This is a genomic window from Myroides sp. ZB35, assembly GCF_001865835.1.
GTDB classification, from domain to species: domain Bacteria; phylum Bacteroidota; class Bacteroidia; order Flavobacteriales; family Flavobacteriaceae; genus Flavobacterium; species Flavobacterium odoratimimum.
This window is the reverse complement of record NZ_CP017769.1, coordinates 665,702-679,974: the sequence shown is the minus strand read 5'-3', so window position 1 is coordinate 679,974 and position 14,273 is coordinate 665,702. Positions and strand designations below refer to the sequence as shown.

Here is a 14,273-nt window from a genome sequence, read left to right as displayed (position 1 = left end):
TATGAGAAATAAGATAAAATATATCCTTATTGTAGGAATGATTGGATTGACAGGAGTTTTTACTACTTCTTGTTCTTTAGAACCAGAACAGTCAAATTATAAGGATAATGAGAAGGATCCAATTAAGAATGCTGCTGATATGTTGGCTAGTTTAAATGGTTCTTATGCGCGTATGACCGCTGCTAGTTATTATGGAAGAGATATAATTGCTTTCTCTGAGTGTAGGGCTACTTATATGTATTCAACAGGTGCGACAGGTAGGTTTGATAACGTTTCTGGTTTTACTTTAAACCCTACTCAGGCTTATCCAAAAGATACTTGGAGTCAAATATATAAGGTAATTTCTAATACGAATAGAATTCTTGAGGCAAATGTACCAGAAGATGAAAAAGTAAAATATTACAAGGGGCAAGCGTACATTATTAGAGCTTTAGCACATTATGATTTAGTTAGACTTTATGGTGAACAATATGTAGGAGGACAAGGTTTAAATGCGTTGGGAGTGCCTTATAAAACCACTTTTAAAGCTATTGATGAAAAGATTAAGCGTTCTACTGTAGGAGAGAACATGAAAGATATTTTTCTAGACTTAGATCGAGGTATAGATTTAATGGTTAAGAATGATTTAGGGAATAATTCTAAACAACGTATTACATTAGCAGCTGCTTATGGACTAAAATCACGTATTGCTTTGTTTTTTAGTAAATATGATACATCTAAGTTAAATATAGTGGTTGAGAGCGCTAAGTTGGCAATGGAAAAAGATAAATCTCCTGTTATGCCTAGAAGTAGTTTTTTAGATGCTTATAAAGGTGATGGAATAATGTCAAATTCTTTGTTCGAATTAACTCAAAGTGGTACAGATAATAAAGGGACGAATAGTTTATTTAATATTTATGTTTATGATCCAAGACCTGAAACAAGAGGTGGTTATGGAGATTTGATTTGGATAGGAAGTACAAAAGAGTATTTCTTTCCATTGTCAACTGTCAATGGAGAACCTATAGATGATATAAGAAGTAGAGTAGTTGGTGTTTTAGCAGATAAACAACCCTATCGTAATCTTGGAAAATATACAAGCCGTACATCTAATATAAGAATGTTGCGTATAGAAGAAGTAATGTTAAATTATATTGAAGCAACAATTAATGGCGCTACTAAAGGAGATAGAGGCTTGGCTTTGGGGTATTTGAATCAAATAGTAGGGGAACGTGTTGAGATTGGAGGAGGTGCTTATAAGTACTCAATACTTACTTTTGAGGATTACAAGAAGGAAAGAGTAAAGGAGCTGATGTTTGAGGGGTTTGCTTATGAGGATATTATGAGATGGGGAGGGAAGGTAACTAATCCTGTACTTAGTACAAATACAGATATCCCTTCAAAAGAAGTCAAATTCGGAGATGCTTTAACAGCGTTTCCTATACCACAATCAGAGATTAATGTTAGTAAGATAGAACAGAATCAAGCTTATAAATAGTAAGGTTTTAAGTATTAAAATTCACTATAAATAGAAACAGTAGTAAACTTAATTTACTACTGTTTTTTTATGCACTGATAAGTGATACTTTTTTTAAAGATTTTAATAGATATACTTTAGTAACTATTGGTATCCTTAATACAATGTGATTTTACAGAATATTTATGTAAACTTGATAGATTGTATGTTTGATGGAATTCTAATTTTTTAATTAGCATATTCACTGTTTTTTAAAAGGTTATTTTTAGTATATATGTATTTTTTCGTATTGTTTTTTAATAATAATGTTTGATTTCGTTTTCATTTATAAGGTTAGTTTAATGTTTGATTTTTTAAAAAACTTAAAATAAACCTAATGAGTTTAAAATATTTTGTTAGATTTGTCATACTAACTAATCAATAATTAAAATGAAATCAAAGTTTAAATGGATCTTAGTAGGGTCTCTTGCTTTTTTAGTGCAAGTAGGTTTTGCTCAGGAAAAGACTTTTAATGGGATTGTAAGTGAAGGTGGACTTCCTCTTCCAGGTGTTTCCGTTACGATTTCTGGTACTTCAGAAGGTACTCAGACTGACCTTGACGGAAAGTATTCGTTAAAAGTTAAAAAGGGAGATGTAATTATTTTCTCTTTTGTAGGAATGAAAGACATTAAACACACTGTAGGCGGTGAAGCTGTTTACAATGTGACTATGGCGAGCGATGAAGAAATGCTTGACGAAGTGGTAGTAACAGCTTTAGGTATTAAGCGTGATAAGAAAAAGTTAGGTTATTCTTCACAAGAAGTTAAAGGAGATAACTTATCTGGATCAGGTCAGACAAATGCTGTTAATGCACTTTCAGGAAACGTTGCTGGTCTACAAGTGACTTCTCCTTCTTCAATGGGAGGTTCTGCACGTATCGTATTACGTGGTGTTAAATCTGTAACAGGTAACAATCAGCCTCTTATTGTAGTAGATGGAGTGCCGCTGGATAATAGTAACTTTGCGGATACAAATATGCAACGTGGGTCTGGTGGACGTGACTATGGTGATACTTCTGCAGATATTAACCCAGATGATATCGAATCTGTAACAGTATTAAAAGGAGGGCCTGCTTCTGCTCTTTATGGAAATAGAGGTGGTAATGGTGTAATTATTTATACTACTAAGTCTGCTAAAAATGGACGTACAGATATTGAGGTTAATACAGGATTAAGTTTCGAAAGTATTAATATCATGCCTAAGTTACAAACATTATATGGAGGTGGTTCTGCTAGTAAGTTACCAACAGCTGTTATTGGAGGCAAAACATATAATATTGCAGAATACAAAGTAGATGAAAGCTGGGGACCTAAGTTTGATGGTACTCCATATTTACCATGGTATGCTTTTGATCCAGAGTTTGCTGATGATTATATGAAAGAAGTACCTTGGCAAAAAGCTAAGAACGATGTTAAATCATTCTTTGATACTGGAATTACACATAGCCAATCTGTTTCTGTTGGAAAATCATTTAAAGATAGTAATGTTAGAATGTCTTTTAGTAACAATGTTACAGAAGGGGTAGTGCCTAATTCAAAATTACAACGTAATAATTTTTCTGTAAGTGCATCTACTCAATTAACAGATAAATTAAAAGCAGAAACTAACTTTAATTATGTTTACACTAAAGGGTTTAACCGTCCAGAGGTAGGATATGGTGATAACTCTGTTGCACAAAAGTTCTTTCAATGGGGACAACGTCAAGTTGACTTTAAGAAATTAAAGGATTATAAGTTAGCGAATGGAGATCAACGTTCTTGGAACAGAAATGCTTGGGATGATGGTACTCCTGCTTATTCAGATAACCCTTATTGGGTAGTTAATGAAAACACATCTCAAGATGTTCGTAATAGAACGTATGGGAATGTGAAGTTAACTTATAATTTTACGGATAAAATATATGCTGTTGGAACAGTATACGGTGATCGTTATAGTTTTACTGTTGAAGAAAGAGTGGCTGTAGGTTCACAAGCTACATCTAAGTATAGTATTATGAAACGTGATGTGTCAGAATACAATTATGAAGGACGTGTTCATTATGATGATCACTTTGGAGATTTTGGACTTAATGCTTTTGTTGGAGTAAATAGAAGTGAAAAACGTAGAGATTATGTATATGGGACTACAGTTGGAGGTTTAGATATACCTAATTTATATAATTTAAGTAATAGTGTTTCAGATGCAAAAGCAAGTAATGAGAAGTTTCATTCAAGAACTAACTCTGTATTTGGATCTGTTAGTGTGAACTATAAAGAGTTTTTATTTTTAGAAGGAACTACTCGTACAGATTGGTTCTCAACTGTTAAAAAATCGGTTACTTATCCATCGGTAACAGGAACATTTATCTTCTCTCAGTTAATGCCAGAGATCGATTGGTTATCATTCGGAAAAGTTCGTGTAGGATGGGCTCAAGTTGGGAATGATACTGAAGCATATAGAACAGCTGACTATTATAATTTAGATGGTCCATTTAATGGAAACCCAACGTATTCTCTAAGCTCAACAGCAAATAATCCAGATTTAAAACCAGAGATGATGACTACAAAAGAAATTGGTTTAGAAGCTGGTTTCTTAAATAATAGAGTAGGATTTGAATTATCTTATTATCAAATAGACACAAAGGATTTGATTACTCGTGTACAGTATGATGCTGCAACAGGATTTGCTTACCAATGGCAAAATGCTGGAGACATGAAAAACAAAGGTATAGAAGCAACTGTTAATTTAGCTCCGATTCGTACAGATGATTTCTCTTGGGATATTACATGGAATTTCTCTAAGAATAAGAACGAGTTAACTCGTTTAGCTGAGGGTGTAGAATCAGTTGAGATTACAAGAGCTCCTTTCCAAGTTTCTTTACAAGGTAAAATAGGTGAGTCTTATGGACAAATCTATGGAACTGACTTTGTATATGATGATAATGGTAACAAGGTTATTGGAGAAGATGGTCTTTATTTGAAAACAGGAATACAAGCTTTAGGGTCATATCTTCCTGATTACAATATGGGAATTAGAAACAACTTTAAGTATAAAAATTTTAATCTAGGAGTTTTAATTGATATGCAAAAAGGTGGTAAATACTTCTCTACTTCTCATATGTTTGGAATGTATACTGGTATGCTTGATAAGTCAGCTGAGAATGGTATTCGTGAGAATGGACTTATTTTAGCGGGAGTTAAACAAGATGGCTCTAAAAATGATCAAGTTGTATCTGGTCAGGAATGGGCACAATCACATTATGGTGGTGTTGATGCATTAAATGTATTTGATTCAGATTATATTAAGTTAAGAGAAATTTCTTTAGGATATGATTTACCTACTAAGTGGATTGGTCCATTTAAAGGAATTACTATTTCAGCTTATGGTCGTAATTTATTTACTTGGAACTTAGACTGGAAAGGTATGGATCCAGAGATGGCATCTTACGGAAGTGGAAATATTCAAGCGATTGAAGGGGCATCATTGCCATCTACAAGAACTTATGGTATGAATGTTAAATTTAAATTCTAGAAACTCTCATGAAAAAATACATTTATAAAATATCTTTATTAACATGCTTTATTGCTTTTGTAGGTTGTGATAAAGATTTAGAAGATATTAACGTAAACCCTAATAAACCATTAGAGGTTCCTACAGGTGGTTTATTTAATAAATCCAATAAAGATTTAATGACAAACACTCGTGGAGGTTTCCCTTCAGGACGTATGGCATTACCATGGGTGCAGTACTCTGCACAACGAAATTATACAGATGAAGACCTATATTTATTCCGTACTGATGTAAATAATAGCTTGTACAGTAATATATTCTTAGCTGCAAAAGGATATAAGGAAATCATTGACATAGTTACAGATCAGACTAATCAGGTAAAAGTTCTTACTTATGGACACCCTGGAAATATGTTGTCTGCTGCACGTATTATGATGGTGTATAGCCAATTACAAGCTTTGGAAATCTATGGAGATATTCCGTATTATTCTTATGGTAGTGATGACCCTGATTTTGAAGGTATGACAGTAGGAACTGCTAATCCTATAAGAACTCCTAAATTTGCTCCACAAGATAAGATCTATAAGGATATGATGAAAGAGTTAAAGGAGGCTGCCGAAAGTATTACATTAGATTCGGATATTTTTAGCAAAGGAGATTTTATTTTTGGTGATGCAACTAAGATGAAAAAATTTGCGAATTCTTTAAGATTAAAGATTGCTAATCGTGTAAAAAATGTTATCCCAGAAGCTAAAGATCATATAACGGATGCGATTAAAAGTGGAGTAATGACATCTAATGATGATTCTGTAGGTCTTAAATTCCAGAATGATAAAGTTAATCCTGCTCCATTTTATAGAGCCGCTTTCATTGATAATCGTAATGATTTCGCTCCTACAAATACGTTTGTAGAGTTATTAAAAGGTGAGGAGAAAATGGTGGGAAAAAAGAATCCTTTCAAAGGAATTGTAGATCCACGTTTATACAAGATGGTGGCACCGACAACTAACATTACTAAGGATAAAGATAATAAAGATGTAGAAACACGTGTATCTTTCCGTGCATCTAATGTAGTAGGTAGTATTGAAGAAGGGAATTATGTTGATAGAACAGCTGATTTTTATGTTGGTATGCCAATAGGTATTTTGGGTGCTTTTACTGGTTCACAAACGGGTAGTGTTTCTCAATTTGGAGCTGCTATATATAAAGCTGATAAGGTTGAGGTTTTAATGGAGTATGCTGAAGTAGAGTTTATTCTATCAGAAGTAAATGGATGGGATGATACTAATTACAAAAAAGGTATCAGAGCATCTATGGAAAGTTGGGGAATTAGTGGTGGAAATATAGATAGTTATATGCAACTAGTTCCAGCTGCTAATGAAGAAAATGTGATGACTCAGAAGTATATTGCATTATATATGCAACCTTATGAGGCTTGGGCTGAATACAGAAGAACGAAGTTTCCAAAAACATTTTTATTACCAGGTGAAACACGTGATCTTGTAGCGCCAGGACCTAAAGGAGAAACTCAGTATACTTTTGTTCCTAAAGTGGATTTAAAAGACTTACCAGAGAGAATTACATTTCCATCAGATATGAATCTTGTTAACAAAGCTAACAAAGATGCTGCTGCTGCTCGTATGGGCGGTGACAAAATGGATACAAAACTTATTTGGGCTAAGAAATAATTAGCTTATTAAGTATAAAATAGAAAGCCATCTTCGGATGGCTTTTTTTATTTAATTCAAAAATAAATTTACCTTTGTCCAAATTATATTTTTATGAGAAAGTACCTAGGTGTTTTTCTATTGTTTTTTTGTTGTGTGACTATTCAGGCACAGTTTCAAACTTTAGATATGCAAGGAAGTTATAGACCTGATGGAGACCAAGATAAAAAAGAGAAGAAAGAAATAGGAAGCCTTAGACAGAAGGTAAAGAAAGACTCTGTGGCACCTATCAGTGACTATAAGATAATCTCGATTAAGAATGACACAATAGCTGTTGATACAGCTTTATCTGTAAAGAAACATTATGAATTTAATTACTTAAGAAAAGATCCTTTTGGGTTAGTTCAGTTTGCTAATGAAGGTCAGACTTATAACGTATTAAAATATAATTATAAAGCAAATCATGTTTTACCAGGTTTTGGTTTCGAAGCTAAGCAGTTTGCATACCTAAATGTAGAAGATATTAAGTATTATTCTGCACCTACTCCTTATACTGATTTATACTATAGATCAGTGATGAAACAAGGACAGAATCTAGATGCCTTCATTACTTTAAATACAAGTAAGAACTTAAATTTCTTTGTAGGGTATAAAGGATTGCGTTCTTTAGGAAAGTATATTAATCAACTGTCTTCAACAGGGAATTTTAGAATAGGATCTAGTTATCAATCTGAGAACAAGAAATATTTGATGAGAGCTCACTTTACAGCTCAAGACATCATGAACAAAGAGAATGGGGGGATACGTGACTTAGATCTTTTTGAAAGCAGTGTTAAACCATATAATAAGCGCGAACGTCTTAATGTCTATTACAGAGATGTAGAAACGATGTTGAAAGGAAAGCGTTTATACTTAAATCATCAATATCAATTAAATAACTCTTTTAAAAATGGTGTTTTATTAACTCATGAGTTTACTTATGAAGATAAGTTCTTTGAGTATACACAAGCAGATATTAATAGTCAGTTTACAGATAAGACACACTTTGGAGATGCATTTAAAAGTAGTATAAATAATAAGACCAGATATTACAATGTATTTAATAGAGTAGGGGCTGCTTACCAGTCAGATGTAGCAGGACGTTTTGAAGGGTTTGTTGATTTTTATAAGTATAGATATCATTATAAAAGTATAGCTCATGTGGGAGGTGGTCTAATACCAGATCAACTAGAGAAGAATATAACAATGCTAGGTGGTAGATATATTTATCATAAGGAGAATTGGAAAGCAAATGTTTTAGCCAGTACATCTCTAGGGAATGACGAAACAAGAAACTTCGAAGCTAATTTAGATTATAAGTATTCAGAAGATATTGCATTTCAATTAGGCTATCAAAACCTAAATAGAATGGGGAATTTAAACTATTATTTATATCAAAGTGACTATGTTAATTACAATTGGTATAATGAGTTTAAGAACGAAAAGATTAATCAATTCGATGCCTCTGTTACAACACCATGGGTAAAGCTGTCAGGGACATATTCAGTATTAAAAGATAAGTTATATTTTTCTAATGATGCTACTGAGTATGATAAGTTTGGTATACCACAGCAAGTGTTAGTTACTCCTAAACAATATAGAGGTACAATTAACTACTTATCTATTCAGGCTGAGAAAGACTTTAGATTTGGTAAGTTTGGTTTAGATAATACATTCTTGTATCAGAAAGTTGACCAAAAAGATAATATCTTAAATGTACCAGAGTTTGTGACACGTAATACTTTATACTTCACAGATGCATTCTTTGATAAGGCTTTAAAGTTTCAGACAGGTATCACCTTGAGTTATTTTACGAAGTACTATGGAAATGATTATAACCCATTGATAGGAGACTTTTTTGTACAAGATAAAGTTGAAATAGGAAATTATCCAGTATTAGATTTCTTTATTAATATGAAGATTAGAACAGCTAGAATATATATTATGTTGGAGCATTTTAACTCTAGTATGACAGGATACAAATATTATTCAGCACCTAATAATCCATATAAGGACTTTACCTTGAGATTTGGAGTAACGTGGAACTTCTTTACATAAGAATTTAGAATAAAAAAAAGCGCAGTTTTACTTTTTGTAAAACTGCGCTTTTTTTATTCCCCAAAGAGAACACCTGAGACATTCCAATAACTAAAGCTATTGCCTTCTCTTCTTCCTTGAGGTATTTTGACTTCTAATGTATGTGTACCTTTCTTTATATCTCCTAGCGGAACCCAAATAGGTGGTGTGATAGTACCAGGGCACCAATTAGAACGACTAAGATCAGATGAAGATAACCCAGTCTCAAAATTACCAGAAGCAGGATTATATTCTCTATAAGAGCCACAGTCTTGTCTCCATGGAAAGTAGTCTAACACTTTAGTAGTATCTAAGCTAATTGTATTAAGCTTAGGATTAAACTCATCTCCATTCTCCCATCCGCCATGACCTGTCGTGATATACCTTAATCTAGCATTTTTGATATCAGTAGTTGTTGTAAAAGTTATTTTTAGACCTGTAGGTGAAGCGAACATAATAGGATAGTTCTGACCTGCCATCTCCATTAGATTAGTAGTGTTAAAGATAGGCATCATCGTTGTCGTTTTATTAGCATTGCTTAGTCCGTCAGGATGGATAGTGATATCAGCACTTATTTTATGACCATCTTTATCATAATTGCCTATATATACCCCTACATACCATTCACTATTGCTTAATAAAGGTTGAAACTCAGAAATCTCTTGTCTATAATACACCTTCTCTTGCCATTTATAATCTAGTACATCGATATGATTAAAGCCTTTGACACCAAATGGAGTGAAGAAGCGCATTAACTCTATCGGAGGAGTATAGTTTTGTGTAGCGATAACACCTTGAAATTTCTCTGTCGAATCCTGATTCTGATAGATAGGGAGTACCTCTATACCTTGTTCTAAAGCATCCATAAAAGAAATTTCGTGATAGTGAGGTATTAAGAACACACTACCTGTTCTATCATAAGCATCACCATTAGATTGTTCTGTTAAGTTGACAAATATTTGATCAGTCGGTTTTATAGCAGGTATTTTTACTTTAGTAACGATAACTGTTCCTTTAGCGAAGCGCATTAGATTTGGCTTATTAATAATAGAGTCAGAGAAATTGACCAAGTCATCTTCGAATAACTTAATTGTAGTGAATCTACTTTTCCATAACTCAGTTTTATAAGCTTTAGCATCTACCTCCTGACTATCTTCTAGCTGTATATAGTCTTGTATATTCAGTTTTAAATCTTTGTTTATTTTATTAGCTATCGTTTTGTATGTACCATTGCGATCTATCTCTAACACTACTCCTAGATTAGCACCTAATGACATAGGGCTTCCTTTCGCTTTTAGGTCGTTAGTGTACCATAGGGTGATTTTATTAGAATTAATTGTTATGGTTGCTTTATTACACTTATAGCCTAGTATTGTCTTGGTCTCTTTGTGATGTGTGAAGGATTGGTCAGTGTTTGGAAGCACCATCTTTATTTTATTCTTCTTTGTTAGATGGGCTACACTGTATTGAATATTGTTTTTATAGTCGATATAAGTTTGTTCATAAGGATGTTTTTCTAGCCCTATATCGAGTTGCTTTTTCTTAGCGATAAAAGCATTATCCTCATTTGCTATCAGAATTATAGGGTCTTCTACATTGATTATTTTATTGTTGGAGTAAGTATAGTATTCTATAAGTGTATTTTGGTTAGGTTTTTGTGCGTATATAATACTAGAAGACAAGGTCATAGTAAGACAAGTGAGGTAGAATAATATTCTCATGATTGTAGTTAGTGTGATTATAGTTTTTTATAAAAATAGAGAAAACGAATTGAATATAATCAATAAGAGAATACTTTTATGAAAGAAGCATTTCTACATTATGTTTGGGCAAATCAGTTGTTCAATTCTAAAGACTTATATACAACATCTAATGAATCTCTCAATATACTTTCTACAGGGACTTTTACAGGTCTAGATGGGCCTGACTTTTTTAATGCAAGAATATGCATTGCTGATCAGGAATGGGCGGGAAATGTAGAGATACATATTAAGGCTTCTGACTGGTATGCACATCATCACGAGCGAGATCAACGTTATGATAGTGTGATACTACACGTAGTTTGGGAATATGATATTCCAGTTTTTAGATTAGATGGCAGTGAGATATCTGTTTTCGTTTTGAAGAACTATGTAGATCAACAAGTATTAGAGAAATGTACTCAACTCTTTTTGCGCAAGAATCACTTAAACTGTGAAGATAGCATAGGAGCAGTTGACCCATGTATCTGGACCTTCTGGAAAGAGAAGTTGTTTCTGGAACGGTTGATAGAAAAAACCAAACCAATGGAACAATTGCTTTTAGAAACAAATAATCATTGGGAACATGTATTCTTTTGTTTTCTAGCTAAGAGCTTTGGTTTGAACGCGAATGGCGAAGCATTCTATGATGCAGTAAGACATCTACCTATAGTGTCTATTTATAAACAATCCCAATCCTTGTTACAAATAGAAGCCCTATTGTTTGGAGTAACAGGTCTGTTAGAAGAAGAGTATGAGCTAGAGGATGACTACGTAAAAGACATAAAAAGAGAGTGGGCATTCTTAAGACATAAGTATACTATTTCAGTATCACCCCCATCCTCGATACGTTTCTTTCAGCTTAGACCACCTAATTTTCCTACTATTAGATTAGCACAGCTGAGTAGTTGGTTATATCACCAGCAGATCCCTGTTGTAAAGATACTGACAACAACAGATTTAAATTATTTCTATCAATTATTTGATATAAAAGTGAGTTCATATTGGGAGACACATTATGTATTTAATAAAGTAAGTAAGAAACAGGCTAAGAAGCTGACTAAAGACTTTATTGATTTAGTAATTATCAATGTCATTTTACCGATGCAGATTATTTATCAGAAGTCCATATCGCATGAAGATTACGATATTAGTGATATTATAACACTAGCCGAAAGCATAAAAGCGGAGAAGAACAGTATCGTCAGTTTATTCTCTAATTATAATATAACAGCGATTAATGCTGTAGATAGCCAAGCTCTAGTTCATCTGAAGAAGAAGTATTGTGATACTAATCGATGTATAGAGTGTGCTATAGGGAAAGAATTTCTCAAAAAAAGTTAATCATACACCATAGTTCACTTCGCTGTGATGGATATTGTTTATCTTTGTCTAGTTAATATGATATAGGTATGGTTACTAGTTTAAGACACTATTTCGAGAAAAGAGGATTCAGAGTATCTAGCCGTCTAGGGGATAGACTAGGGATGCGCGCTACTAGTGTACGTCTGTTCTTTATCTATTTATCATTCTTCACCTTAGGATTAGCTTTTGCTTTATATCTTACTTTAGCTTTTTTAGCTCGTATTAAAGACTTAATCTATACAAAGAGAACATCAGTGTTCGACCTATAAATCTCTTTGAATACTGTATGTGAGTTAGATAGTAATCTTGTAATTTTCCTGTAAAAAGAGGAGATGTTATCTAACTACAGAAAAAGATTTTACTACTACACGAAGTCACAGAAGCGAGGCCTTTTCTTTTTAGTGCTCCTTGTGATTGCCATTCAGCTTTATATCTATTATCCTAGGTCATCTGATCAACATATAGTTGATCAGTATTCTACCCTTTTTAACGATGAGTATCAGAAGCAGATTAGTCTCTTAGATAGTATTAATACTATTGCTATAGCTAAGCGAGATACGATCTATCCTTTTAACCCCAACTTTATTACAGATTATCGAGGCTTTGTTTTAGGAATGTCTACAGCGGAGATAGATCGGTTATTGTTATTCCGAAAGGAGAATAAGTATGTCAATTCTGCTAAAGAATTTCAACAAGTTACTCAAGTTTCAGACGAATGGCTGAAGACCTATAGTACTTATTTTAAGTTCCCAGATTGGGTGAATAACCCTAAGGTGAAACGAGAATATGTTGAGTATAGTAAGCCTAAAGTAGATGTCCCTGTAGTAGCAATATGTATAAATAGTGCAACTTTAGAAGACTTACAGAAAGTCAGAGGAATAGGCCCGTATTATGCAGATAAGATTATGAAAGAAAGGGAGAAGTACGGCGGTTTTGTGTCCATACAGCAGTTAAGGTTTGTGTATGGGCTTTCAGAAGAGGTTGTAAATGAATTATATAGGCATTTTAAAGTGATGAATGCCCCAACTGTTACAACTTTAAATATCAATGAAGCCTCTATAAATCAATTGAAAGAATTACCCTATATGAATTATTATATCGCAAGAGAAGTAGTTAAGCATAGGAGTATGAACGGAGATTTTGTTAATAAAGAAGGATTACTACAAATTGAGAAATTCCCTATTGACAAAATTGATATAATTAGTTTATATTTGAGATTTACGAATTAAAACTATCAACCATGAATTTTGAATACAATGAAACTCAAGCAATGATTGCTCAATCTATAAGAGACTTTGCAGAACAACATATTCGTCCACATATTATGGAATGGGACGAAGCTCAAATCTTTCCTGTAGATTTATTTAAAAAACTAGGAGAGATGGGATATATGGGAGTTTTAGTTCCTGAAGAATACGGAGGATCGGGACTAGGTTACCACGAATATATCACTATCGTAGAAGAGATTTCTAAAGTTGACTCATCTATTGGTTTATCAGTAGCAGCACATAACTCATTATGTACTAATCATATTTTATCATTTGCCAATGAAGAACAAAAGAAAAGATGGTTACCTAAGCTAGCGACAGCAGAGTGGATTGGTGCATGGGGATTGACAGAGCACAACACTGGATCTGATGCAGGAGGTATGAGTACTACAGCTGTGAAAGATGGTGATCACTGGATCTTAAATGGAGCGAAGAACTTTATCACTCACGCTATCTCTGGTAACGTTGCAGTTGTTATCGTTCGTACAGGAGAGAAAGGTGATTCTCACGGGATGACAGCTTTCGTAGTAGAGAAGGGTACACCTGGATTCTCTAGTGGTAAGAAAGAAAATAAATTAGGAATGCGTGCATCTGAGACTGCAGAACTTATCTTTGATAACTGTCGTGTACCTGATGCTAACCGTTTAGGAGAAGTAGGAGAAGGGTTCATTCAAGCGATGAAAGTATTAGATGGAGGGCGTATCTCTATTGGTGCATTATCATTAGGTATTGCTAAAGGAGCTTATGAAGCGGCATTAAAATACTCAAAAGAGAGAGTTCAATTCGGAAAACCAATTAGCCAATTCCAAGCTATCGGTTTTAAATTAGCTGATATGGCTACTGAGATTGAGTGTTCTGAGTTATTATTACACAAAGCAGCTTTCTTAAAAAACAATAACAAACCGATGACTAAGATCGGAGCTATGGCGAAGATGTATGCGTCTGAAGTATGTGTGAAAGTGTCTACAGAAGCGATCCAAATCCATGGAGGATATGGATATACTAAGGACTTCCCAGTAGAGAAGTTCTTCCGTGATTCGAAGTTGTGTACTATCGGAGAAGGAACTACAGAGATTCAAAAATTAGTTATCTCTCGTAACATTTTAAAAGACTAATCAGATTAGGCGATATATAA

The 14,273-nt window shown here is 33.6% G+C and carries 9 protein-coding genes; 8 read left to right on the top strand and 1 reads right to left on the bottom strand.

The annotated features are described in order from the left end of the window. Position 1 precedes the first annotated feature (1 nt). The 4 genes from BK054_RS03120 to BK054_RS03105 all read left to right on the top strand — a co-directional run bounded on the left by BK054_RS03120 (position 2) and on the right by BK054_RS03105 (position 8,748). The gene (locus BK054_RS03120) at positions 2 to 1,477 is read left to right on the top strand and encodes a RagB/SusD family nutrient uptake outer membrane protein (protein ID WP_006266901.1); all 1,476 of its coding nucleotides are present in this window, start codon (positions 2 to 4) and stop codon (positions 1,475 to 1,477) included. A 408-nt stretch (positions 1,478 to 1,885) separates the two neighbouring features. Beyond that, positions 1,886 to 5,005, top strand: coding sequence for a SusC/RagA family TonB-linked outer membrane protein (locus BK054_RS03115; protein ID WP_006264673.1), 3,120 nt, complete (start codon positions 1,886 to 1,888; stop codon positions 5,003 to 5,005). Positions 5,006 to 5,013: 8 nt separating this feature from the next. Continuing rightward, a complete protein-coding gene (locus BK054_RS03110; RefSeq protein WP_006266902.1) occupies positions 5,014 to 6,672 on the top strand; it encodes a SusD/RagB family nutrient-binding outer membrane lipoprotein in 1,659 nt (552 codons plus the stop codon). 93 nt (positions 6,673 to 6,765) lie between these two features. Beyond that, the gene (locus BK054_RS03105) at positions 6,766 to 8,748 is read left to right on the top strand and encodes a putative porin (protein WP_006266903.1); all 1,983 of its coding nucleotides are present in this window, start codon (positions 6,766 to 6,768) and stop codon (positions 8,746 to 8,748) included. Between the two features lie 53 nt (positions 8,749 to 8,801). Here BK054_RS03105 and BK054_RS03100 read toward each other — a convergent pair whose 3' ends face one another. Further along, positions 8,802 to 10,487 carry a PNGase F N-terminal domain-containing protein gene (locus BK054_RS03100; RefSeq protein WP_006266904.1) on the bottom strand — a complete coding sequence of 562 codons (1,686 nt, stop codon included), beginning with the start codon at positions 10,485 to 10,487 and terminating at the stop codon, positions 8,802 to 8,804. 78 nt (positions 10,488 to 10,565) lie between these two features. Between BK054_RS03100 and BK054_RS03095 the strand changes: the two genes are divergently transcribed. The 4 genes from BK054_RS03095 to BK054_RS03080 all read left to right on the top strand — a co-directional run bounded on the left by BK054_RS03095 (position 10,566) and on the right by BK054_RS03080 (position 14,253). Beyond that, positions 10,566 to 11,849, top strand: coding sequence for a DUF2851 family protein (locus tag BK054_RS03095; RefSeq protein ID WP_006266905.1), 1,284 nt, complete (start codon positions 10,566 to 10,568; stop codon positions 11,847 to 11,849). Positions 11,850 to 11,917: 68 nt separating this feature from the next. Beyond that, positions 11,918 to 12,139, top strand: coding sequence for a hypothetical protein (locus BK054_RS03090; protein WP_006259613.1), 222 nt, complete (start codon positions 11,918 to 11,920; stop codon positions 12,137 to 12,139). Between the two features lie 63 nt (positions 12,140 to 12,202). After that, positions 12,203 to 13,099, top strand: a complete 897-nt coding sequence (locus tag BK054_RS03085; protein WP_006266906.1) for a ComEA family DNA-binding protein — start codon at positions 12,203 to 12,205, stop codon at positions 13,097 to 13,099. Positions 13,100 to 13,110: 11 nt separating this feature from the next. Next, complete coding sequence (locus BK054_RS03080) at positions 13,111 to 14,253, top strand: acyl-CoA dehydrogenase family protein (protein WP_006259611.1); 1,143 nt, start codon at positions 13,111 to 13,113, stop codon at positions 14,251 to 14,253. Positions 14,254 to 14,273 lie beyond the last annotated feature (20 nt).